General features: G+C 71.2%; 14 protein-coding genes. 12 read left to right on the forward strand and 2 right to left on the reverse strand.

The window, feature by feature from the left end:
* On the reverse strand, positions 1–2,713 hold a 2,713-nt coding region (locus tag DQ392_RS21910), incomplete at its 3' end, for a type I polyketide synthase (RefSeq protein ID WP_425470577.1).
* Positions 2,714–3,174: 461 nt separating this feature from the next.
* On the opposite strand from DQ392_RS21910, the gene DQ392_RS21915 reads away from it, so the two are divergent.
* The 9 genes from DQ392_RS21915 to DQ392_RS21955 all read left to right on the forward strand — a co-directional run bounded on the left by DQ392_RS21915 (position 3,175) and on the right by DQ392_RS21955 (position 20,230).
* Positions 3,175–3,780, forward strand: coding sequence for an allene oxide cyclase barrel-like domain-containing protein (locus DQ392_RS21915; protein WP_114017401.1), 606 nt, complete (start codon positions 3,175–3,177; stop codon positions 3,778–3,780).
* 44 nt (positions 3,781–3,824) lie between these two features.
* Entirely contained in the window at positions 3,825–5,036 is a 1,212-nt protein-coding gene (locus tag DQ392_RS21920) for a cytochrome P450 (protein WP_114017402.1), read from the forward strand.
* 37 nt (positions 5,037–5,073) lie between these two features.
* On the forward strand, positions 5,074–5,835 hold the full coding sequence (locus DQ392_RS21925; RefSeq protein ID WP_114017403.1) for an O-methyltransferase: 762 nt from the start codon (positions 5,074–5,076) through the stop codon (positions 5,833–5,835).
* A 101-nt stretch (positions 5,836–5,936) separates the two neighbouring features.
* Positions 5,937–6,980 (forward strand): ketoacyl-ACP synthase III family protein, encoded by a 1,044-nt coding sequence (locus DQ392_RS21930; protein ID WP_114017404.1) that lies wholly within the window; start codon positions 5,937–5,939, stop codon positions 6,978–6,980.
* An 81-nt stretch (positions 6,981–7,061) separates the two neighbouring features.
* Positions 7,062–12,539, forward strand: coding sequence for a type I polyketide synthase (locus DQ392_RS21935; protein WP_114017405.1), 5,478 nt, complete (start codon positions 7,062–7,064; stop codon positions 12,537–12,539).
* Positions 12,540–12,558: 19 nt separating this feature from the next.
* A complete protein-coding gene (rfbB, locus tag DQ392_RS21940; RefSeq protein WP_114017406.1) occupies positions 12,559–13,530 on the forward strand; it encodes a dTDP-glucose 4,6-dehydratase in 972 nt (323 codons plus the stop codon).
* 534 nt (positions 13,531–14,064) lie between these two features.
* On the forward strand, positions 14,065–16,983 hold the full coding sequence (locus DQ392_RS21945) for a BREX system ATP-binding domain-containing protein (protein WP_114017407.1): 2,919 nt from the start codon (positions 14,065–14,067) through the stop codon (positions 16,981–16,983).
* A gap of 56 nt (positions 16,984–17,039) precedes the next feature.
* Positions 17,040–19,370 carry a HelD family protein gene (locus DQ392_RS21950; RefSeq protein WP_114017408.1) on the forward strand — a complete coding sequence of 777 codons (2,331 nt, stop codon included), beginning with the start codon at positions 17,040–17,042 and terminating at the stop codon, positions 19,368–19,370.
* Positions 19,371–19,621: 251 nt separating this feature from the next.
* Positions 19,622–20,230: a dTDP-4-dehydrorhamnose 3,5-epimerase family protein gene (locus tag DQ392_RS21955; RefSeq protein ID WP_114017409.1), complete on the forward strand. Its 609-nt coding sequence runs from the start codon at positions 19,622–19,624 to the stop codon at positions 20,228–20,230.
* Between the two features lie 116 nt (positions 20,231–20,346).
* Here DQ392_RS21955 and DQ392_RS21960 read toward each other — a convergent pair whose 3' ends face one another.
* Complete coding sequence (locus DQ392_RS21960; protein WP_114017410.1) at positions 20,347–21,270, reverse strand: putative sugar O-methyltransferase; 924 nt, start codon at positions 21,268–21,270, stop codon at positions 20,347–20,349.
* A 258-nt stretch (positions 21,271–21,528) separates the two neighbouring features.
* On the opposite strand from DQ392_RS21960, the gene DQ392_RS21965 reads away from it, so the two are divergent.
* From DQ392_RS21965 to DQ392_RS21975, 3 genes are all read left to right on the forward strand, one after another.
* Positions 21,529–22,740: a nucleotide disphospho-sugar-binding domain-containing protein gene (locus DQ392_RS21965; RefSeq protein WP_114017411.1), complete on the forward strand. Its 1,212-nt coding sequence runs from the start codon at positions 21,529–21,531 to the stop codon at positions 22,738–22,740.
* A gap of 46 nt (positions 22,741–22,786) precedes the next feature.
* Positions 22,787–23,584, forward strand: a complete 798-nt coding sequence (locus DQ392_RS21970) for an O-methyltransferase (protein ID WP_114017412.1) — start codon at positions 22,787–22,789, stop codon at positions 23,582–23,584.
* A 67-nt stretch (positions 23,585–23,651) separates the two neighbouring features.
* Positions 23,652–24,899, forward strand: a complete 1,248-nt coding sequence (locus DQ392_RS21975; protein ID WP_114017413.1) for a class I SAM-dependent methyltransferase — start codon at positions 23,652–23,654, stop codon at positions 24,897–24,899.
* Positions 24,900–24,944 lie beyond the last annotated feature (45 nt).

The raw sequence follows: 24,944 nt of genomic DNA on the forward strand, positions 1-24,944 counted from the left end.
CGTTGGGGTGGGGGTGCTGCCAGGTCAGCGGGTGGGTGGTGGTGTGGGCGTGGGCGAGGGTGGTGGTGAGGGCGTGGGTGTCGTGGTGGTCGGGGTGGAGGGTGGTGAGGACGGTGGGGGTGTCTGTTTCGCTGTTGTTGTCGGCGCCGTCGCTGAGGGTGTGGTGGATGAGTGGGGCGAGGGTGGGGGTGGGGCCGAGGTCGAGGTAGGTGTTTGTGCCGGCGTTGGCGAGGGTGGTGAGCATGTGCGCGAACCGGACCGGCTGGCGAACATGCGTCACCCAGTAGCCAGGAGTGGTGATCTGCTCGGTCTCGGCGGGTTGGCCGGTGAGGTTGGAGATCAGGGGGGTGTGTGGTGGGTGGTAGGTGACTTGCTCGGCTGCTTCCCGGAAGGCGTCCAGGATGGTGTCGGTGTGGGGGGAGTGGAAGGCGTGCTCGGTCGCGAGTGTCTTCACCCTGCGCCCCTGAGCCGTGAACGCCTCCACGATGGCCGCGACAGCGTCCGGATCGCCGGAGATGACGGTGTGGCGGGGTGTGTTGTAGGCCGCGATACACACTTGGTCGTTCAGGTGGGGGGTGAGTTCGTCTGCGGTGGCTTGGATGCTGGCCATCGCGCCGGGAGGCAGCTGCCCCATCAGCTCTGCTCGCTTGACGATCAGGCGTGCGGCATCCGCGAGGGAGAAGACCCCCGCGCAGTGGGCAGCGGTGATCTCCCCCACCGAGTGTCCGGCCAGGACGTCGGGCTTGAGGCCGTGATGCTCCAGGAGGCGGTACAGGCCCAGGTGGAGGGCGAACAGTGCGGGCTGGGTGTAGCGGGTGTGGTCCAGCAGCCTGGCCGCCTCACTGCCCGGCTCGGCGCACATGACCTCCACCAGCGACCGGCCCAGCAGGGGGTCGAGGTGTTGGCAGGCTTCATCGACCGCCGCCTTGAACACCGGCTCAGCGGCGTACAGCCCGGCGCCGGCCCCCGCGCGCTGCGAACCCTGGCCAGAGAACAGGAACGCCGTCCGCCCGGAGACGTCGGCAGCCTGACCCGGGCACACCACACCGGGGCGTGTCTCGTCTTGGGCCAGGGCGCGTAGGCCCTCGATCAGCTCGTCACGGCCCGTCCCGGTGACGACCGCACGGTGGTCGAAGACCGTACGCGTGGTGGCCAACGCCCCCGCGACAGCCGACGCCCCCAGGTCGGGACGAGTGCGCAGATGCTCCTCCAGCCGGGCCGCCTGGGCGCGCAATGCCACCTGCGACTTCGCCGACAACACCCACGACACAACCCCGCCCGGCTCCTCAACCCCCGAGCCTTCCGACAGCGCCCCCTCCACAGCGGGCGGAGCCTCCAGCACCACATGCGCATTCGTCCCACTGATCCCGAACGAAGAGACCGCAGCCCGCCGCGGACGCCCCGTCTGCGGCCACGCGGTCGACTCGGTCAACAGCCGCACCCCACCCACCGACCAGTCCACATGCGGCGTCGGCTCATCCACATGCAACGTGCGCGGCAGCACACCGTGCCGCATCGCCTCCACCATCTTGATCACACCCGCCACACCCGCGGCGGCCTGGGTGTGCCCGATGTTCGACTTCACCGACCCCAGCCACAGCGGCCGATCCCCCGGCCGGTCCTGCCCATACGTCGCCAACAGCGCCTGCGCCTCGATCGGATCACCCAACCTCGTGCCCGTACCGTGCGCCTCTACGACGTCGACATCGGCCTCGCTCAGCCGCGCGTTCGCCAGCGCCGCACGAATCACCCGCTCCTGCGACGGACCATTCGGAGCCGTCAGCTGACTGCTCGTACCGTCCTGATTGACCGCACTGCCCCGGATGACGGCCAACACCGGATGACCGTTGCGCCGCGCGTCGCAGAGCCGTTCCAGCAGGAGCAGTCCGACGCCCTCGCCCCAGCCGACGCCGTCCGCCGAGGCGGCGAACGCGCGGCAGCGCCCGTCCGGTGACAGCCCGCGCTGGCGGCTGAACTCCACGAAGACGCCGGGTGTGGACATCACTGTGACGCCGCCCGCCAGAGCCAGCTCGCACTCGCCGTTGCGCAGCGCCTGCCCCGCCAGGTGCATGGCGGTCAGCGACGACGAGCACGCCGTGTCGATCGTGACCGCCGGGCCCTCGAACCCGAAGGTGTGGGAGATGCGTCCCGAGGCGACGCTGGGCGAGCTGCCCGTGCCGATGAAGCCTTCGAATCCGTCCGGTGCGGGCTGTAGGCGTGCGCCGTAGTCGTTGTACATGACGCCGGTGAAGACGCCCGTGCGGCTTCCGCGCAGGGACGCGGGGGTCAGGGCCGCACGTTCGATGGTCTCCCAGGCCGTCTCCAGCAGCAGCCGCTGTTGCGGGTCGATCGCCAGTGCCTCGCGCGGACTGATGCCGAAGAAATCCGCGTCGAATCCGCTCGCGTCGTGGAGGAATCCCCCCGAGCGTGTACAGGTCTTTCCGACGCTTTCCGGGTCGGGGTCGTACAGTCTGTTGACATCCCAGCCGCGGTCCGTGGGAAAATCGCCGACGGCATCTCCGCTTTCGGTGACCAGTCGCCACAGGTCTTCGGGGGAGCGTACTCCACCGGGGTAGCGGCAGGCCGTGCCCACGATGGCGATCGGTTCGCCGGCTTCTTCCGTGAGTTGCTGCACGCGCTGCCGAAGTCGTCCGTTCTCCAGCAGTGACGCCCGAAGCGCCTCGGCGACCTTGTCGGAGGAGATAGCCGTCATCAGTTCCCTGCTCCCAGAGATCTTCGGGGGCCGGCACACCGTACTCAGCACCGAGATTGCATTCCGCCGGGTATTCCCGGGGGCGGGTATTTTCGGCGGGCCCACGCGGGGTCCGTGCGGGTTCCATGCGTGGCCCATTGCGCTACGGGCATCCTTCACCGCGCGACTAAAGCGGCGCTAACTCTGCTCCAGTACTCGGGCGTGCCGCCTGCGCGATAATCCGTGCGGCTGCTCGCAGAAGCCCGGGATTAGCGCAACTTTAGTGAATGCTCCGATGCTTGCCGGGGTTTTGAGTACACGGATAAACGCCCGGGACAGGGCGGTCCGCCGTAAATGCGCCACCGCGTGGCGCGCAGCAAACGCCTCGGACACGGGTGAGGCCCGGACGCGGGTGACGTGTCCGACAGCGAGCGGCGTGTCCGACGGCGGGCGTGAGCCCGATGACGAGTCTGGAGCCGGAGATGAACTACTACGCAACGAGGGACCGGGATTCGGGTGAGGACGCGAACCCGGGTGGCCCGGTGTCCGAGCGTGCTCTCAACGCCGGCACGCTCGCGTTCCAGGGCGACCTGGGGACGTCCAGCGAGTTGGAGCCAGGCCGGCTCGCCGTCGCGGCAGCGGTCGCCGGTGGGTTGTACAAGGCCCAGGACGGTCCGCTGGGGCAGGTCCTCGACGACGTCATCGTCGTCGAGGGTCTGACGGAGCGGATCGAGAAGCTCGCGACAATCGACGATGCCGCGTCCGGCGGCGTCGACTACGCGGAGTACGAGGACGGTTTCTACGACGAGGCCGGGGAGCGCGTGGGCACGGTCGAGGGCACCGCCGTGGTGCTCACGTACACCCCCCACATGTGGCAGTACCACAGCAGCGTCACGACGTTCGAGGACGGCACCTTCGAGACCAGCGGTGTCATCGACTGCACGGCGATCCTCAGCGGCATGACGCAGGTGCTCCAGGTCCGCGGGACGTCGGGACGTTACGCGGGCAAGCAGGGCTTCATGACGTTGACGCTGCACGACCACGAACAGCGCCCGCCGCTGTACCGGACGACGTTCGTCATGGCCTGACCCCGTACTCGCTCCGGTCCACCGATCGACAAGGACTCTTGACCATGGCCGAGGACTCCGGCGTCTCCACCGCGGAACCGTACGTACTGCCCACCGCACGTCCCCGCCCCTTCGACCTGCCACCGGACCTGGCGCGGGTGCGGGCCGAGCAGCCGCTCCAGCGGCTCGCCTACCCCGACGGCCACGTCGGATGGCTGGTCACCAGCTACGCCCTGGCGCGGACCGTGCTGGACGAGCCGCGGTTCAGCGCCCGGCTGGACCTGAAGCGCTCTCCCGTGGAACGCCCCGGCTCCACGGCGTTCATGGGGCGGACCGCGCCTCCGGGGATGTTCATCGGCATGGACCCGCCGGAGCACACCCGCTACCGCAGTCTGCTCACGCGGGTCTTCAGCGCGCGGCGGATGAAGGAGCTGAGCCCGCGGATCGAGCAGATCGTCGACCAGCGCCTCGACGCCATGGAGGCCGCGGGCCCTCCGGCCGACCTGGTCCCGGCGTTCTCGCTGCCGGTTCCCGTCGAGGTGATCAGCGAGTTGATGGGGGCGCCAGAGGCGCAGCGTGAGGCGCTGGAGCGCAACGCGGCCACCTTCGTCAGCCTCAACGCGACCCCCGAGCAGGTGGGAGCGGCCATCGGGGAGATCTCCGGATCGCTGATGGAACTCGTGCGGCAGAAGCGCAAGGCGCCGGGGAACGACGTGCTGAGCGACCTGACCGAGAGCGACCTCACCGACGAGGAACTCGTCGGCATCGCGATGCTGCTGCTGGCCGCGGGCCACGAGACCACGGCGAACATGCTCGCGCTGGGCACCTACGCGCTGCTCAGGGAGGAGGACCAGCGCGCGGCCCTCACCGCCGATCCCGGGCTGCTGGACAACGCCGTCGAGGAGTTGATGCGCTACCTGACCGTCGTCCAGTACAGCCCGACGCGGGCGCCGCTGGAGGACACGGAGCTGGACGGGCAGCTCATCAAAGCCGGCGAGACCATCACGGTCTCGCTGCCCGCGGCCAACAGGGACCCGGAGCGGTTCGAGAACCCGGAGAAGCTGGATGTCACGGCGCCGCCGACGGCGCACCTGGCGTTCGGCCACGGGCTGCACCTGTGCCTGGGCCAGCAGCTCGCGCGCATCGAGATGCGCATCGGCTTCCAGAAACTCTTCGCACGCTTCCCCGGGCTGCGCCTCGCGGCCGCGCCGGAGGAGATCCCGATGCGGGAGGACATGAACACCTACGGCGTCCACCGGCTGCCCGTCGCCTGGTAGCGGACGGCGCCCTTACTACTGCGAAAGGCCGGCCAGCATGGTTTCCACCGGTGCGCTGCGCGACCCCCGGGTGCTCGACGTCCTCGAAAGGCTCGACGCCGGCAACTCCGCGTCGTTCGAGACCGTCAACGACATGGGCAGGTCGACGGAGACGTGGAGTGACGACCCGTTCGACTTCGCGGAGCTGCCGCTCTCGGTCAGCTCCGAGATCGGCCAGCTCATCTATCTGACGGCGCGGGCCGCGAAGGTCACCCGCGCCGTCGACTTCGCCACCTCGGTCGGCACCTCGCTGATCTACCTCGCGGCGGCGGTGCGGGACAACGGCGGCGGGCTGGTGATCGGCTCCGAGGTCGTGCCCGCCAAGGTGAAGGCCGCTCAGCGCAACGTCGACGACGCCGGGCTCACGGACTACGTGGAGATCCGCGAGGGCGACGCGCGCGAAACACTGAAGGAGCTGGGCGGCCCGGTGGGGTACGCCATCGTGGACGGGTTCCAGGAGTCGCGCGACGGCTGGGCGGGCGAGCGGGGTTCGTCGCTCGCGCTGGACGTACTGAGGCTGCTCACCCCGCAGCTGGCTCCGGGCGCCGTCCTCGTCAACGACAACGCGGAGCCCGACTACCTGGAGCACGTGCGCGATCCCGCGAACGGCTTCCGTTCCAGCTGGATTCCGGTGACGCCTCAGCTCTCGGAAGCCGAGCGGCGCAGGCTCGGGGCGGCCATGAAGAGCCTGACCCCGCAGTCTCCGCTGGTGACGCTGATGCCCAGCGCCCCGGGGCTGGAGTTCTCGGTGCGCGACTGAGCCGCGTCCCCGCCCCGCCGGCCGGAACCCGTCCGGCCCCCTCCGTCCCCCGTCGGCCACTTCCCGGGGACGCGTCCAGTCATCCGAGAGAGGAGACGGCCGTGCAGACGCACGACATGTTCATCACGGGAGTCGGGTCCTACCTGCCCCAGACGGTCACCGTCGAGCAGGCCGTCGAGCAGGGGCTGTATCCGCCGGACGCCGTGGAGGAGCACCAGCTGGGCGGGGCCGCCGTCGCCGGGGACGTCTCGGCACCGGAGATGGCGCTGATGGCGGCCGAGGAGGCGGTCAAACGCAGCGGCGGCTCTCCGGAGGAGATCGATCTGCTGCTGTACGCGGACACCTGGCACCAGGGCCCCGACGGCTGGCAGCCGCAGTACTACGTGCAGCGCCACCTGCTGGGCGACAAGGCGCTCGGGCTGGAGATCCGCCAAGGCTGCAACGGCATGTTCAGCGCCATAGAGCTGGCGGCCGGGCACCTGCGGGCCGTGCCTGAGCGCCGCAGGGCGCTGCTGGTGGCCTCGGACAACTACGGGACTCCGCTGATGGACCGGTGGCGCTCGGGTCCCGGGTTCATCATCGGCGACGCCGCCAGCGCGCTCGTCCTCGACAAGGAGCACGGGTTCGCCCAGCTGCTCTCGGTGACCTCGGGCATCGTCTCGGAGTCCGAGGAGGTCCACAGGTACGGCGAGGAGCTGTTCCCGCCAGGCTGCACGTCCGGGCGCGAGGTGGACTTCGCGGCCCGCTCCGCCGCGTTCAACCGGCGTGCCTTGACGGAGGCCGGCGGTACCCGCGTGTGGCCGAAGGTGCACCAGCTGATCGGCGACATCGTCCGGCAGAGCCTCGACGAGGCGGGCATCGGGCTCGACGACGTCACACGGGTCGCGATGATGAACCACTCTAGGGAGATCACGGAGCAGCGTTTCCTCGCCGTGCTGGGACTGCCGTTGTCCAGGTCGACGTGGGAGTTCGGGCGGATGGTCGGGCACATCGGGGCCAGCGACCAGATCGTCTCCCTCGACCACCTCGTCTCCACCGGCGAGCTGGCCCCCGGAGACCACATGCTGCTGTTCAGCGTCGGCCCCGGCATCACCGTCTCCAGCGCCGTCGTCAAGGTCCTGCACGACGCACCGTGGCGGGCCTGACCGGCCATGACCGTCCACTCCTCCTCGCCGACAGGACGCGCGTCCGCCGTCGGTGACCTTCCGGCGAAAGGTGAAGCGTCGATGGCCGGCGTCCCGGGGTCCGAGTACAGCGAGCACCACTCCGCGGAACCCGTCGCCGTCATCGGCATGGGATGCCGCTTCGCCGCCGACGCCACCTCGCCCGAGCGCTACTGGAACATGCTGCGTGAGGGCCGGGACGGGATCAGCGAGGTACCCGACAAGCGCTGGGAGGTCTACCGGGGCCTGGGCTCCGAGACGACAGCGGCGCTGCGCCGGGCCACCCGCTGGGGCGGCTACCTCGCCGACATCGAGGGCTTCGACGCGGAGTTCTTCGGGCTGACCCCGCGCGAGGCGGAGTTGATGGACCCGCAGCAGCGCGTCCTGCTGGAGGTCGCGTGGGAGGCGCTGGAGGACGCGGGGCTTCCACCGGCGCGGCTGGCCGGGACCGACGCGGGCGTGTTCGTCGGCGTCGGCTCCGACGACTACGGGCGCAGGCTGCTGGAGGACCTGCCGCGCATCGAGGCGTGGACGGGGATCGGCTCCGCGATGTGCGCGGCGGCCAACCGGATCTCCCACGCGCTGGACTTGCGCGGCCCGAGCCTCGCCGTGGACACCGCCTGCTCGGCCTCGCTGGTGGCGCTGCACCTGGCCTGCCAGAGCGTGCTGTCGGGGGAGAGCCCGGTGGCGCTGGCGGCGGGAGTCAACCTGATCATCTCGCCGGGGCTCACACTGACCCTCGACGCGGCCGGCGCGACGGCACCTGACGGGCGCTGCAAGCCGTTCGACGCCGCCGCCGACGGGTACGGCCGCGGCGAGGGCGCCGGGGTCCTCGTGCTGAAGCGGCTCAGCGACGCGCGGCGGGACGGCGACCGCGTCTGGGCGACCGTGCTGGGAAGCGCCGTCAACCAGGACGGCAGGACCAGCGGCATCATGGCCCCCGACGGCGACGCGCAGCGCCACGTCATGGAGCGGGCCTGCCGCCGGGCGGGTGTGGACCCGCTGTCGATCGGCTACGTCGAGGCGCACGGCACCGGCACCCGGCGGGGCGACCCGCTGGAGGTCTCGGCCCTCAGCGCCGTCTACGGCACCGGGCGCCCGGCGGACCGGCCGTGTCTCATCGGCTCGGTGAAGTCCAACATCGGCCATCTGGAGGCGGCGGCCGGAGTGGCCGGAGTCGTCAAGGCGATCCTGGCCCTGGACCGCTGCGAGATCCCGGCCAGCCTGAACCACACCACTCCCACGCCCGCGGTGGACTGGGAGAACGCCGGCCTGGAGGTCGTCACCGCGCCGGAGCCGTGGCCCCGCTCCAGCCGCCCCCGCCGCGCCGGTGTCTCCGGGTTCGGCTACGGGGGCACCATCGCGCACGTCGTCCTGGAGGAGGCGCCGCGGCGCGACGCGCCGGCGGCCGAGAGCGACAGGAGCGCCGGTGAGGACGCCGGCGCGGCGGGCGAGTCGCTGTTCCCCGTGTCGGCGGCCTCGGCTGCGGGGCTCGGCCGGCAGGCGGACGCGCTGGCCACGTGGCTGGAGGGCGCGGGCGCCGAGGTGCCGCTGCGGGACGTCGGGCACACGCTCGCGCACCGCCGGACGCATCTCGACCACCGCGCGGCGGTGCTCGCGGCCGACAGGAAAACGCTGGTCGAGCGGCTGCGCAGAGTGGCCGCCGACGAGCAGGGCCCCGGCGTGGTCACGGGCAGGGTGCCGGGCGGGCGGCACCGCGGTCTCGTGTGGGTCCTGTCGGGGCACGGCTCGCAGTGGCCCGGAATGGGGCGTGAACTGCTGGCGGCCGAACCGGCGTTCGCCGACGTCATCGACGCGCTGGGGCCGGTGTTCGTGAAGGAGATCGGCTTCTCGCCGCGGCAGGTACTGGTGGACGGCGCTCTCGGGACGGTCGAGCGCGTCCAGACCATGATCTTCGCGATGCAGGTGGGTCTCGCCGCCGTGTGGCGGGCCCGCGGTGTCACCCCCGCCGCGGTGGTGGGGCACTCCGTGGGAGAGATCGCCGCCGCCGTCGTGAGCGGCGCGCTCACCCTTCAGGACGGTGCGCGGCTGATCTGCCGCCGCTCGCGGCTGCTGCAACGCGTGGCAGGGCAGGGCGCCATGGCCCTGGTCGCGCTGCCGTTCGAAGACGTGGCCGAGCGGCTGCGCGGCCGCACGGACGTGGTGGCCGCGATTGCCTCGTCCCCGCTGTCCACGGTCGTCTCGGGAGAGCCGGGCGCGGTGGACGCCCTCGCCGCCGCCTGGCAGGCGGAGGACCTCACCGTGCGGCGCGTCGCCTCGGATGTGGCGTTCCACAGCCCGTACATGGACCCGCTGCTGCCCGAACTGGCCGCCGCCGCGGCGGACCTGTCCCCCCGGGAGCCTCGGATTCCCCTGTACAGCACGTCGTTGGACGAGGTGCGCACCGACCCCGTGCTCGACGGCGCGTACTGGGCGGGAAACCTGCGCCGCCCGGTGCGGCTCGCGCAGGCGGTCGCGCGGGCCGCGCGGGACGGCCACCGCTCCTTCCTGGAGATCTCCGCGCACCCCGTGGTCGCGCACTCGATCCGGGAGACCCTCTCGGAACCGGACCAGGCGGACGTCTTCGTCGGCTCCACGCTGCGGCGCGACCAGCCCGAGGCGGCCACTCTGGCGGCCGCTGTGGCGGCCGTGCACTGCCACGGCACGCCGGTCGACTGGGCCTGCCTTCAGCCGGAGGGCTCACAAGCCCCCCTGCCGACGGTGGCGTGGCAGCGCCGGCCGCTGTGGCGGGACGCGCGCAAGGGCACAGGCGACGGGCTCGAACACGACGTCGACACGCACACCCTGCTGGGCTCGCCCGTCCCGGTCGGCGGGCGCCCTCTGCGGCTGTGGCGGACCCTGCTGGATGAGACGTGCCGCCCCTACCCGGGGAGCCACACCATCAACGGCGTGGAGGTCATCCCGGCCGCGGTGCTGATCAACACGCTGCTGCGGGCCGGTTTTGACGGCGCCGAACCGCCGGTGCTGCGTGACCTGCGCCTGCTCCTGCCGCTCACCGACGTGGGACCGCGCGAGGTACAGGTCATCCGCGAGGACGGCGGTGTCCGCCTGACCTCGCGGATGCGGGACGAGGAGGGAGGCGACCGCCCGTGGCTCACCCACGCCACGGTGCTCGCGGTGCCCGCCTCCCGGCCCGCGCCGCCTCAGCCGTCACCCGGCACGGAAAGCGGCCCGCCGCTCACCCCGGAGGACCCAGCTGCGGTGCGCGAGCTGTTGTCCTCGGTCGGCGTTCCCAGCATGGCGTTCGACTGGAGCGTCGAGGAACTGCTGCGCGGCGAGGGACTGCTCCGCGCCCGGGTCCGCGCCGACCGGCCGCAGGCGTCCCCGTCCAGCTGGGCGCCGCTGCTGGACGCGGCCCTGTCCGTCGCGCCGGCGGGGTGCCGGGGACCGCGCACCCTGCGCATGGTGGCCGGGCTCGACGAGTGCCACCTCACCGGAACGCCTCCGGACGCGGCGACCATCGAGGTGACCGCCGATCCCGCCCGCGAGAACACCGTCGACGTGCTCATCGCCGACGACCGCGGTCACGTGCTGGCGCGCCTCGGCGGTCTGCGCTACGCCGCCATGGACGACGCGGCCTCCGGCGCGGCCGCACCCGGCGAACTGGCCCACGCGACGGTGTGGCGCCCCTTCGAACTGCCGGCCCGGTGCCCGGCTCCGGCGCCCGACGGCGACCGCCCGCTCGATCTCGTGCTGGTGTGCCCCGACCCGGCGCAGACAAGGCTGTGGCGCAGCCGCTTCCAGCGGGCCGGCGCCGAACCCCGGGCCGTCGCGACGCCCGGGCAGCTGGCGGTACTGGACCCGCAGCCGACCGACGCGTCGTGCGTGCTGGTGGTGCCGGGCGGCGCCCCGGGCCTCGCGGTTCCGGAGTCCTCCGCACGCGCGGCATGGCTGCTGGCCGAGACGGCGCAACAGCTGGCAGGTGACACCGAGGGCCCCTCGCCACGGCTGTGGTGCCTGACGACGGGCGTGCGGCAGGCCGCGGGCGACGCGCACCTCGCCCAGTCACCGCTGTGGGGCCTGGGCCGGGTCCTGCGTGCCGAGTTGCCGGGGGTGTGGGGCGGAACGGTCGACGTCACCCCCGGCGACGACCGCGCCCCGGCGGCCGTGCTCGACGTGCTGCGCGCCGCGCCCGACGAGGACGTGGTGGCCGTGGCCGCGGGCACCACCGAAGCCGCCCGGCTGGCGCCGCTGGAGCGCGCGGGGGGCCGAGAACCCGTGCGGTGCCGCGCGGACTCCACGTACCTGGTCACCGGCGGCCTCGGCGTGCTCGGTCTCGAAGTGGCCCACTGGCTGGCCGAACGCGGCGCCAGGCGGCTGGTGCTCGCCGGGCGGCGCACGCTGCCGCCGCGCGGCACGTGGGACCGGCAGGACGACGACGAGACAGCCTCCCGGATCCAGGCGGTACGGGCACTGGAGGCGCTCGGCGTCACCGTGCGCACCGTGGCAGTCGACGTCGCCGACCCGCGGCAGGCCGCCGAGGCGCTGGCACCCGAGTCGCTGGGCATGCCCCCGATCCGCGGCGTGGTGCACGCCGCCGGCGTTGTGGACAACCGTCTGCTGCACGACGTGGACGAGGACTCGCTCCGCTCCGTACTGCGGCCAAAGGTGGGCGGCGCGTGGACGCTGCACACAATGTTCCCCGCGGGCACACTGGACTTCTTCGCGCTGTTCTCCTCGTGCGGCCAACTGCTCGGGCTGCCGGGGCAGGTCACCTACGGGGCCGCCAACGCGTTCCTCGACGGGCTCGCCGCGCACCGGCGGGCAGCGGGCTGCGAGGGCACCGTCAGCTTCGGCTGGACCTCGTGGAAGGGCAAGGGCATGGCCGTCAACGAGGTGGTCGACCTGGAGCTGCGCGCCCGGGGGACGGCCCCCATCACCCCGGCCGAGGCTTTCGGCGCCTGGGACCTGGCGCACGGGCACCCGGCGTCGCAGGTGTCCGTCCTGCGGGTACTTCCGCTGGAGCCCGGCATGGAACGGCCGGCCGTGCTCGCGGAGCTGGACACGGCGGCGGAGACCGGCGCCGAGGACGGGACCGCCGGGCGGCAGGACGACTTCGCCGGCCTGCCGCCAGGACTGCTCAGGGAGCGGCTGGTCGAGGAGATCACCGCTCAGGTGGCCGGGGAGATGAGGCTTTCGGCCAGGGACCTCGATCCGCGGCGCTCGCTGACCGAACAGGGGCTCGACTCGGTCATGACGATCGTGGTCAGGCGCCGGCTGGAGAGGCGCTTCGGACAGGGCCTCCCGGCCACGCTGCTGTGGCACCAGCCCACGGTGGCGGCCATCGCCGACCACGTGGCGGAACTGCTGGCGGCCGGCGACCCCGAGGGGACCGGCGAGCCGGAGGAGCCCGACGTACCCGACGAGCCCGACGAGGCGGGGGAGCCCGGTGAGTCCGAAAGGGCCCGTGCTTCCGAAGACGCCCGAGCGTTCGAAGGTGTCCGTGAGCCCGAGGAGACCCGTGAGGCCGACGGGGCCGACGGCACCGGCGGGGCGGTCCGTCCGCTCCGTCCCCGATGACAGACAAGGTGGTGGAGACATGCGCGTTCTGGTGACCGGGGCGGCCGGTTTCATCGGTTCACACTTCGTCAGGGAACTGCTGCGCGGCTCCTATCCGGCCTTCGAGGACGTCCGGCTCACCGTCCTGGACAAGCTCACCTACGCCGGCAACCGGAAGAACCTCGCCCCCGTCGCCGACGATCCCCGGTGGGAGCTCGTGCACGGCGACATCTGCGACCCGCGGCGGGTGCGGCAGGCCATGCGCGGCGCGGACCTGGTGGTGCACTTCGCCGCCGAGTCCCACGTGGACCGGTCCATCACCGACTCCGCCACCTTCATCCGCACCAACGTGCTGGGCACGCACACCCTGTTGCAGGCCGCCGTGGCCGAGGGGGTGGGGCGCTTCGTGCACGTCTCCACGGACGAGGTCTACGGATCGATTCCCGAGGGCGCCTGGGGTGAGGAGTGCATCCTGGCGCCCACCTCCCCCTACGCGGCGTCCAAGGCGTCTTCCGACCTGCTGGCGCTGGCCTTCCACCGCACCCACGGTCTCGACGTCCGTGTCACCCGCTGTTCCAACAACTACGGCCCGTACCAGTATCCGGAAAAAGTCATTCCACTCTTTGTCACCAACCTGCTGGACGGGGTCCCCGTACCGCTGTACGGGGACGGGATGAACAGCCGGGACTGGCTGCATGTCGACGACCACTGCCGCGCCCTCGCGCTCGTCGCGACCAAGGGAAAGGCGGGCAACGTCTACAACATCGGAGGCGGCGCGGAGCTGGTCAACACCGAGTTGACCAAGCGCATTCTGGACGGCTTCGGCAGGGACTGGACCGCCGTCGAGAGCGTCTCGGACCGGGTGGCGCACGATCGCCGGTACTGCGTGGACCCGCAGAAGATCACCGACGAGCTCGGATGGGTCCCCCTCATCGCTTTCGAGGACGGCCTGGAGGACACGATCCGCTGGTACAGGGAGAACCGGGACTGGTGGACGCCGCTGAAGGCGTGACGCGGCGCCGACTGGCGCGTTGCGCAGAGAAGTCGAGGAGCGGAGAGGCACATACTTCATTTGCGGCAGTCTTGTTTCAGCCAATTGTGTAGGGCGTCGCCCCCGGCTGTCCTGTCTTGACGGCGCGATATAATGAGGCGGACTGAGTTCCGGTTGTCGCAAGCGCCTCAGGCTGCGCGTGAAGTGGCGCAGTCGGGTCGACTTACCGGGGTTACTGATGCTCACGGGGGCTGACGATGCACGATGCAATAGTCCAAAAGGGATATGGCGCCGAAACGGGGCTCGGTGGGAGCGCAATCCGCCGGGCGCACCCCAACAGTCCGATTCCGCTCGAATGCGTCGAACGGTGTTCGGTCTAAAACCTTCGCTTAGCGGATAACCGGCTCGGTGGCACGGACCCATTGCAGCAGCGGAGCGCCCCACCCATGACCGCACACCGGTGGCGCTGGCGCCCGCATGCCGGCCTTCACGGGCCCGTGCGCCTCACCGTGCTGATCAACAGGATCCCCTGACGTTGACTTGTGACGGTGCCCGATGCGCTCTTCGAGCCCACAAGCGGCTCTCAACTGCCGAAGCCAGCAGCCGACAAGACTGACCGAACCGACAAGACTGATCGAACGGGACGTCGAACTGGAGACGCTCACCCGTGCCCTGTCCGACTGCGCGGCCGGAGAAGGCGGAGTGGTGGTCGTCCGCGGTGTCGTGGGCAGCGGCAAGACCACCCTGCTGCACGTGCTCACCCAGCGCGCCGAGCGGTCCGGCGCTGTCGTCCTGCACGCCGCCGCCTCCCGCTCGGAACAGGACAGGCCGTTCGGCGTCATCTCACAACTCGTGCGGACGAGCGGGCTGCCCGCGGCCGACATCGACCCGCTGCTCAAGCGCGTCGAGAGCGAGACGCCCTCCGTGGGGCCGCACGCGGGGACGGCGGACATCGACCCCGCGGTCACCATGGGCCTGGAACGGGAACTGTGGGAACTGATCCGACGCCAGGCCGAGTCGCGCCCGGTGGTGATCGGCGTCGACGAGGTGCACGACGCCGACCGCGCGTCCCTGGACAGCCTGCTCTACGTCGCACGGCGGATGCGCTCGGCGCGCGTCCTGCTGGTACTCAACGAGGACTGCCGCGCCCACCAGACGTACCCCTGGTTCCACGCGGAGCTCTTCCGCCAGCCGAACGGCAGAAGGCTCAAGCTCCCGCTCCTGAGCGCCGACGGCGTCTCCCGGATGATCGCCGACGTCGCGGGCGCCCGCCCGCCGGAGGAGTCCGCCGCCTGCCACCGCGTCAGCGGCGGCAACCCGCTGCTGCTGGGCGCCCTGCTGGAGGACGCCCGCCCACCGGCGGGCGGGCGCCCTGCCCCGCTCGTACCCGGAGAGGCGTTCCGTCAGGCCGTCTCCAACTGCCTCTACCGCTGCGGGGAAACGCTCAGGGACTGTGCCAGGGTGAGGGCGGTCCTCGGCGACGAGCCGGCCTCGCCCGCCGTGCTCGCCGAAGTCCTCGGCCTCGACACGGACACCGCCCGGCAGGCGACCGAGGCGCTGGTCGCGATGGGATTACTGGACAACGGCCGCTTCCGGCACGAGGCCGTCAGGGACGCCGTGCTGGACAGCATGACGCCCGACTGCCGCAGTCGGCTGCACGCCGACGCGGCACGGGTGCTGCGCAACCACGGGCGCGGATCGATCGACCTGGCCAGGCACCTGATCGCGGCGTCGCCCTTCGGCGAGAGCTGGGCCACGCCCGTTCTCCTGGACGCCGCCCGGCAGGCCATCGCGGACAACGACGTGACACTGGCCATCGACAGCCTCCGGGCCGCCCACGAGAGCTGCGCAGACGAACGCCAGCGGATGACCGTCCTGTCCGCCCTGATGCGCGTGCAGTGGCGGGTCAACCCCGCGGCAGCCGTGCGGCACCTGCCGGAGCTGACCGCCGCGGCACGGCTGAACAAACTGTCGGCGTACGAGGCCACTCAGCTCATCGCCCACCTGCTGTGGCACGGGAGGACCGGTGAGGCCAGGGAGGTCTTCACGGCGACCGAGGAAACCCGCAAGCGGAACCCGCTCGGCGCGGACGAGTTCGACGACGCCCTGAACACCGCACGCCTGTGGCTGGGCTTCTCCTGCCCGGGCCCGCTCCCTGAGGAGTCGGCCGGCGCCGCCGCCCGGCACAGCCTCCACAGGCGCGCCCTGAGCGCCATGTACGAGGCGCTGACGGGCAGTGGCGCCGGCAGCGAGTTCCTGGACGTCGACGAGGCGATCCAGCGGTTCTCCGTGGACAACGAGGGGTTCCTGCCCGCGACCGCGGCACTGGTGGTGCTCATCTACACCGACCGGCTGGACGAGGCCGCCCTCTCGTGCGACTCCCTCGTCGAGGACGCCCGCAAGTGGAACGCCCCCATGTGGTGCGCTCTCCTGCAAGCCATTCGGGCGCACATCCATCTGCGGACGGGCGACATGCGCCGGGCGGCGGACGCGGCCCGCGAGGCCTTGCAGGCCCACCCGGTCAAGAGCTGGGGAATCTTCATCGGCTCGCCGCTGGCCAGCCTGGTGCTCTCCAGCGTCGCGGCGGGCCGCCATCAGGAGGCCGAGGAGTATCTGCGCGTGCCGGTCACCACCGGCATGTTCCGCACGCCCTTCGGGCTGGACTACCTCCGCGCACGGGGGCGTTACTTCGCCGCCAGGGGGCGTCCGCACGCCGCGCTGGGCGACTTCCGCCAGTGCGGCGAGCTGATGGGCAACTGGCGGATCGACCTGTCCGCCGTGGTGCCGTGGCGCACGGACGCGGCCGAGATGTGTCTGGCGCTGGGCCGTAAACAGGAGGCGCGGCAGTACGCCAGGGAACAGCTGGCGCTGCTGCGCCCGGACGAGCGGTGGATCCGGGGCACCACCCTGCGCGTACTGGCCGCCTCGGAGGAGTCCCGTGACGAACTGCCGCTGCTGCGCGAGTCGCTGCGCCTGCTGGAGGAGTACGGCGACCGCTACGAGCAGGCACGGACGCTCCTGGACCTCAGCCTGGTGCACCGCAGCCGCGGTGACGTGGAGGCGGCGCACACCGTGCGGATGTCCGCCGCCCGGCTGGCCGACGCGTGCGGTTTCGAGCTCCCCGGGGACGAGCGCCGCCCCGGCACCCGCCACCCCGCCGCCGGCTCGGGCCGCGTGCCAGAGCCGAGGGAGTGCGAGGGCCACTTGGCGCTCAGCGACGCGGAACGCCGCGTGGCGTCCCTGGCCGTGGCGGGGCGGACCAACCGGCAGATCGCCCGGCAGCTGTTCCTCACCGTGAGTACGGTGGAGCAGCACCTGACCCGCGTCTACCGTAAGCTCCGGGTGCGCTCGCGCACCGATCTGACGGCGGAGATCCTCGACGGTGCGATCCCGCCGTCGGACGACTGCGGTGCGGGACCGCACGCCGGCCGGACGGCCACCGGCGGCCACAGCCCCAGAACGGTACCGACCTGAGACACCGGGCCGGCTCCTCAGTTTCGACCTGACGCCAACGCGAATTAAGGACAAGTATGGGCAACGGACCCGTGGAGAACGCCGGGACCGGGAACGACGCGGTGCGCACGTACCGGGAGCGGGAGCTGAAGGCCGAGCAGGAGTACGTCTCGACTCTCTACGACCGGCTCGACACACTGCGCGGTCAGGCCGATGAACAGCTGCGGGAGGTCCACCTGCGGGGCGGGGACGGAGGTACCTACCAGTCGCGCGTGGAGCGCGAGTCGCTCGAGGAGCACTACACGCGGCGCCTGTCGCAGCTGTCGGCGGCCGAGCAGGGGCTGTGCTTCGGCCGGCTGGACATGAAGGACGGCGAGACCCTCCACGTGGGCCGCATCAGCATGGCCGACGAGGACTACGAGCCGCTGCTCGTCGACTGGCGCGCGCCCGCGGCCGAGGGCTTCTACCGCGCCACCCCCGCTACGCCGCGGGGCGTGCGGCGGCGTCGTCAGATCCGCACGAAGGACCGTACGGTGATCGGCGTCGACGACGACGTGTTCGAGCTCGAGGAGCTCAGCGACGCCGAACGCGGCTCGCTGAACGGGGAGTCGGCACTGTTCGCCGCTCTGACGGCCAGCAGGACCGGCCGCATGCACGACATCGTCTCGACCATCCAGGGCGAGCAGGACCGCATCATCCGCTCCGGACTGTCCGGGATCCTCGTCGTCCAGGGCGGCCCTGGCACGGGCAAGACCGTCGTGGCGCTGCACCGCGCCGCGTACCTGCTCTACACGCACCGCGACCGCCTCGCCAAGCGCGGCGTCCTGGTGATCGGACCCAACCCCACGTTCATGCGCTACATCGACCAGGTGCTGCCCTCGCTCGGCGAGAACGACGTCCTGCTCAGCAGCGTCGGCCAGCTCTTCCCCGGGATCGAGGCGGCCGGGCAGGAGACGCCGGAGGCCGTCGCGGTCAAGGGCGACCCGCGCATGGCCGACGTCCTGGCGAACGCCGTGCGCAATCTGCAACGGCTGCCGGACGAGCCGATCACCCTGACCGTCAACCGGAACACGGTCCACCAGCAGGAGATCCGGCTGACCCGCGCCCTGTGCGGCCGCGCCCGCGACGCGGCCCGCGAGACGCGTCAGCCGCACAACCACGCGCGCCGGATCTTCATCAAGGAAATCATCGACGGCCTCACCAAGCGCCTGGCCTCCCAGCTCGGCCAGACCCTCAGGCCCGAGGACACCGAGGACCTGTCCGCCGAACTGCTCGCCGACGCCGACGTCCAGGCGGCCGTGAAGCGGCTGTGGCCGGAAGTGAGCCCGCAGCGGCTGCTCACCGCGCTGTACGCCGATCCGAAGCTGCTCGCCGACGCCTCTCCCGAGCTGACCGAGGCCGAGCGTGCGGCACTGCTGCGCCCGCGGCCGGACGAGGACACCCCGGAGAACCTGCGGTGGACGCCCGCCGACGTGCCGCTGCTCGACGAGGCGGCCGAACAGCTCGGCCACGTCAAGAGCGCCGAGGAGCGCCGCGCCGAACAGGTCGCCGCACACGAGCGTCAGGAGGCGGTCGCCTACGCCAAGGAGGCGCTGGGCGAGATGGGCATCAAGATGGTCAGCTCGGAACAGCTCGTCGCGCAGTACGAGGGCGGAACACGCTTCACGTCCACCGCCGACCGCGCGCGGGCCGACCGCACCTGGGCGTTCGGCCACGTCATCATCGACGAGGCGCAGGAGCTGTCGCCCATGGCCTGGCGGGTGCTGATGCGGCGCTGTCCCAGCAGGTCCATGACCGTCGTCGGCGACATCGCGCAGACCGGCTCGATGTCCGGCGCGCGCTCGTGGTCCCAGGTGCTGGACCCGTACGCGCGCGACCGGTGGCGCCAGGAACACCTCAGCATGAACTACCGGACGCCCTCGGAGATCATGGAGGTCGCCTCCGACGTCCTGCGGGAGATCGACGAGAATCTGGTCGCGCCCACCGCCGTGCGCAGCAGTGGCGTTCCGCCGTGGAGCCTGTCGGTGGAGTCCGCCGCCCTCACGGACGTCGTGGTGCGTACCGTGCGGGAGGAGCTGGCCGGCCTCGGCGACGGAAGGCTCGCCGTCATCACGCCTCCCTCGTGCCTGGACGAGCTGAGCGCGCCCCTGCAAGCGCTGGGGTCGGTCACGTTCGCTGACGACCCCGAGGCCCTGGACACGCCGGCCGTCGTGCTGACCGTCGAGCAGGCGAAGGGCCTGGAGTTCGACGCCGTGCTGGTCGTCGAGCCGCAGGAGATCCTGTCCGTCTCGCCGAACGGCGCCAAGGACCTCTACGTCGCGCTCACCCGTGCCACCAAGCGGCTGGGCATCGTCCACACCGGGGAACTGCCGGACGCGCTGGCGCGGGCGAAGCCGCTGAGCGGCTGAGCGGCTGGGCCGCTGCGTCGCCGGGTCGCCGGGTCGCACGTGCGTGACCGTGGGGGCGTGCGTGCGTGCGCGGCGCCCGCGGCGCGCGGGCACGCTTAGAGGCCCTTAAGCGGGACGCACCACGATGAGGGCGGCGGAGTGTGGGCGTGCGTGGCGCGCGTGGCCCCGCGGGCGTGCGCGTCCGACCGCCCGGTCCACCCGGACACCGGCTTCGGGACAGCGCTCGTAGCAGAACCCCTGCGGAGGATGGCATGGAATACCGCGAACTGAAGGTGAAAGGCGCGTTCGAGTTCGTACCGCGGGTGTTCCCCGATGCCCGCGGCCAGTTCACGGCCCCCTTGCAGAGGTCCGCCTTCGTCGCGGCCGTGGGCCACCCGCTGCCCGCGGTGGCGCAGACCAACTGCAGCACGTCACGGCGCGGCACGCTGCGCGGCATCCACTTCACGCGGACACCGCCCGGCGTCACCAAGTACGTCTCGTGCGCCTACGGGCGGGCGGTCGACCTGGTCGTCGACCTGCGCGTCGGCTCACCCACGTTCATGGAGTGGGACGCCGTCACCATGGGCGGCACGCAGCCGCGCGCCGTGTACTTCCCGATCGGGGTGGGCCATGCCTTCCTCGCGCTGGAGGACGACACGGTGATGTCGTACCTGGTTTCCGAGGAGTACGTGCCGGAGCACGAGCACTCGGTGTCCCCCTTCGACCCCGCGCTGGACCTGCCGGTGCCAGGGCGCGGGCAGGTCGTGGTCTCCGAGCGGGACGCGGGCGCTCCCACGGTCGCCGAGGCGGAGAAGGCGGGGATGCTCCCCGACTACCGCACGTGCCTGGAACTCGGCAGGGAACCGCACCGCGAGGCGTGAGCGGGCCGAGGCCCGGGGCTCCCAGTCCGGAGTCCGTACGCACCCCGAAGGGCGCGCGGCGTGCCCGGGAGCGGCGCTCGAAGCGCGCCGCTCCCTCCACGGGGAGGCCGGCCCCGCTACCGGCCCGTGCGCTCGTTCTTGTAGATCACCTGCCAGAAGTAGCTCCACGGGAGCCCGCGCCCGTCGGCCACGCACGTCCAGCCGTCTCCGGGCGTGTAGGTGGTGATGTACCCGGGGACCGCCGCGTCGACGGCTTCGCTGTCGTAGATGTCGAGCACCTGGCGCAGCGGCCCCGCCTCCAGAGCCAGGTCCACGGCCTCCTGCCCCTCCGGGTGGCCGTCCAGGTTCTTGTCGAGGAACTTTCCGACCGGGTTCTTGACGAAGAACGCCGAGCACTTGGTGTCGATCAGCTCCAGGTACGCGCGCACCGTTTCCTCGGGCATTTCCGCCATGGAGTGCACGTTGATGCACAGGTCGAAGTGTGCCGCGCCTATCGCGGAATACACACTTTCCACGGAATCGTCGGCCCGTACGAAGGTGATCTTCTCGAACTGTTCCGGCGGAAGGACCAGCCCGAGGTACTTCCTGCTCAGTTGAAGGGTCTTTTCGAGGTCGACGATGTAGTACGCAGCGAGGTCGTGATTGGACATGATGGTGTGGCACGTGCGCCCGTATCCCGCGCCGATCTCCATGACGCTTCCGCCCCGTAGATCGACCTCTTTCTCGATGAACCCGAGCTCCAGGACGCCTTGCAGGTAGTCCATGCACAGCATCTCGCCGTTGATGCGCACCGAGACCGGATTGCCCGTCTCGCGGTTCTCGATCTTCCGGATCCTGGCCCAGTCGTCCGGGCCCAGCTGCGTGCCGTAGTTGTAGATCAGTGCTTTGAGGTACCTGACTCCGTTGACCCTCGGGTCCCACAGGGAGATCTTGTAGTTCCTCGTGTCGGACTTGAAGTCCGACAGATCGGCCGCGGCTTCCTCGCCCCAGAGGTCGTGGATGCGGTTCCACATCCGGCTGGCCGTGAAGCTCTGCGCCATCTCGTTCTCCTCTTCGTCTTTCGCCCGCGCCGAAACAGTCGGAACCGCAGGGAAATCACAGCATTCTCCCCATGCTTCCAGGCGCCCATGAGACACCCTTCCCCGCGGAAGCGCCAGACGACTTTCAGTGCACCTTCAGGGGCCCTTTAGCTGCTGAGAAAGCGCGAACCGCCGTGTACCGTACGGGAGAACCGCGCCAAGGGCCGCTTTAGCCGCGCGTTGGTGTCGTTTCCTTCACTGGGACAGGAGGTACACGAATTGCGAGTCCTGTTCATCTCGATGGCCGCGGTGCCGCATGTGTTCCCGCTGGTTCCCCTCGCCTGGGCGTTCCGGGCCGCCGGGCACGACGTGCGGGTCGCGGGCCAGCCCCCCGCCGTCGCCACCGTCACCCGGGCAGGGCTGACCGCGGTGCCGATCGCCGGCGACTTCAACGTACGCGGTGACATCTCCGCGGGGCCCGGAGCGGCGGAAGCCGGCGACGACGCCTCCGCCCTCTCCCGCGACGAGGCGCTGCGGCGCTTCATGCGGCTCGGCCCCGACGCGATGGAGACGGCCCTCGTCCGGCTCGTCGACGCCATGGTCGGCGATCTGCGCACGGCGGTCGAGGACTGGCGGCCCGACCTCGTCCTGGCCGACCCGCTGCCCTTCGCCGCGCCGCTGATCGCCGAGCTCACCGGTGCCCCCTTCGTCCGCTGCCTGTGGGGCCCCGCGCTGCCGCCCGGCCGTGACCGCACCGCCGAGAGCGACCCCGCCACCGGCCTGCTCCCCGAGGCGCTGGCAGCACTGTGCCAGCGCTACGGCGTCCCGGTACGTGAGGACTACGCAGCCCGCACGATCGACCCCTGCCCGCCCAGCATGCGGGTGCCGGACGTACCGGGCCGGCTGCCCGTGCGGTACGTGCCCTACAACGGTGCGACCGAGCTGCCGGACTGGCTGGCACGGGCCCCGAAGCGGCCGCGCGTGTGCGTCACCTGGGGCACTTCCACGACCCGCATCCTGGGCCAGGAGTCCTCTCCCGTCCCCATGGTCGTGGACGCCGTCGCCGACCTGGGCGCCGAGATCGTGGTGGCCGTCGGCAGCGCGGACCGCGGACAGCTCGCGGGCGTGCCGGACGGCGTACGGATCCTGGAGGACACCCCGCTGAGCCTGCTGCTGCCCAGCTGCGACGCGATGATCCACACGGCAGGGGCGGGAGCGCTGATGACGGCAACGGTCAACGGCGTGCCCCAGGTGACGGCGCCGAGCCACCTCGGCGAGCAGCGCCTGAACGCGGAACGTCTCGCCGCGGCGGGCGCCGGCATCAACCTGTCGCTGGACGACTTCGACGCGCAGGTCGTGCGCAAGGCCACCGCCGAGGTGCTGTCGGACCCGGGCTACCGCGAGGCGGCCGGGGCACTGCGCGAGGAGATGCTCGCCCAGCCCACCCCCGCCGAGGTGGTCGGCGTCCTCGAGAACCTGGCCCGGCAGTGACGGGCGCGCCGCGATGACGGTCCACGGGCAGGAGGCACAAGGCGCGATGCACACACCGCACGACCCGCACGGCGATCCCGGCTCCGGCGACGGCGCGAGCCTGACGGAGCTGGCGCAGCTCCACGGCTCGGACAAGTGGGGCACGCACCGCTACACGACGCACTACGAAAGGCACTTCCACCCGCTGCGCCACCTGCCGCTGCGGGTGCTGGAGATCGGCGTGGGCGGGCACGACGACCCGGAGGCCGGCGGCGCGTCGCTGCGCATGTGGCGCGACTACTTCCCGCACGCGCGTGTCTACGGCGTCGACGTGTTCGACAAGTCGCCGCTGGACGAGGCCCGGATCCGCACCTTCCAGGGCCACCAGGCCGACGAGGACTTCCTCGACCACGTGATCGCGCAGACCGGGCCGCTGGACCTGGTGGTCGACGACGGAAGCCACATCAACCGCGACGTCCTGGCGTCCTTCCGCAAACTCTTCCCCGTACTGCGGGAGGGCGGCTTCTACGTCGTGGAGGACACCCAGACCGCCTACTGGCCCGGCTACGGCGGCAGCAGCACCGAACTCGGCGACACCACGACGTCCATGGGCTTCCTCAAGACCCTCGTGGACGGCCTCAACTACGAGGAATTCCTGCTGCCCGACTACACGCCCCGCTACACCGACAGCACCGTGGTGGCGGCGCACTTCTACCACAACCTGGCGCTCATCCAGAAGGGCGAGAACACCGAGGGCACGCTCCCGATGAGCCGCGCCCGTGTCCCCACGGTCGACCTCTCCGTGCCGCAGTCAAGGGCGCGGACACGAGAGCGGAGAACCGACGATCCGACCACGAATCACTGAGGGACCGAGCACGGGCCCCCGGCTCGCCGCCCGTGTTCTCCCGGCAGACCCAGAATGGCTCCCTCACATGGAAAAGCACGAGACAGTCCGACAGGTCGTCACGTGCCGGGTGTGTGAACGGGACGACTGGCAGGACGTCGTCTCCTTCGGCCCGGTACCGCTGGCCAACCAGTTCCTGCCGCAGGCCGATTCCTACGACGAGCGGTTCTACCCGCTGGGCGTGCGCTCCTGCCGCTCGTGCCGGTTGATGAGCCTCACGCACGTGGTCGATCCGAAGATCCTCTTCCGCGACTACCTGTACGTGACGCCCGACTCGGAGATGATCACGCGGCACATGCGGTACGTCGTCGACGTGTGCCGCGAACGCTTCGAGATGCCCCACGACGGCCTCGTCGTAGAGTTCGGCAGCAACACCGGGCGGCAGCTCATGGCCTTCCGCGACACGGGCATGCGCACGGTGGGCGTCGACCCGGCACGGAATCTCGCCGCTGTCGCCATGGCCGACGGCATCGAGACCGTTCCCGAGTTCTTCTCCGCCGAGGCCGCCGCGTCCATCAAGGCCGACCACGGGCCCGCCAGGCTGGTGCTGGGGCGACACGTCTTCGCGCACGCCGACGACATCGCCGAGATCGCGGCCGGCGCGAGGGAACTGCTGAGCCCCCAGGGTGTGCTCGCCATCGAGGTGCCCTATGCCCTCGACCTCCTGGAGAAGACGTCGTTCGACACGATCTACCACGAGCACCTCTCGTATCTGACGGTCGGCACCCTCGTCACCTTCTTCGAGCGGCACGGGCTGCGCGTGGTGGACGTGGAGCGGCTGGCCGTGCACGGCGGCTCGATCCTGGTGTTCGTCGGGCACGCGGACGGCCCGTGGCCCGTACGCCCGATCGTCGACGAACTGCTGGAGACCGAGCAGCGCGCCGGAATGCACCTGGACGCCACCTACGAGGGCTTCGCCCGCAACGTCGCGGAGATCCAGGCGGAACTGCCCGCGCTCCTGCGCGGACTCGTCGCGCAGGGCAAGCGGATCGCCGGGTACGGAGCGCCCGCGAAGGGGAACACGATCCTCAATGTGTGCGGAATCGGCCTCGACGAGCTGGAGTTCTGCATCGACACCACCGACCTGAAACAGGGCAAGGTGCTGCCGGGCACGCACGTACCGGTGCATCCGCCCGAGTACGCCAAGGAGCACGCTCCCGACTTCTACCTGCTCCTGGCCTGGAACTACGCCGAGGAGATCATCGGCAAGGAGTCGGCCTTCCGGGACGCCGGCGGCCGGTTCATCCTGCCGATCCCCGAGCCCGTGATCCTCTGAGCACCCCTCGCCCCCGGCACGCGGAACGCCTGCCGGGGGCGCCGG

This window comes from Streptomyces reniochalinae (assembly GCF_003323735.1).
Taxonomy (GTDB): Bacteria; Actinomycetota; Actinomycetes; order Streptomycetales; family Streptomycetaceae; genus Streptomyces; species Streptomyces reniochalinae.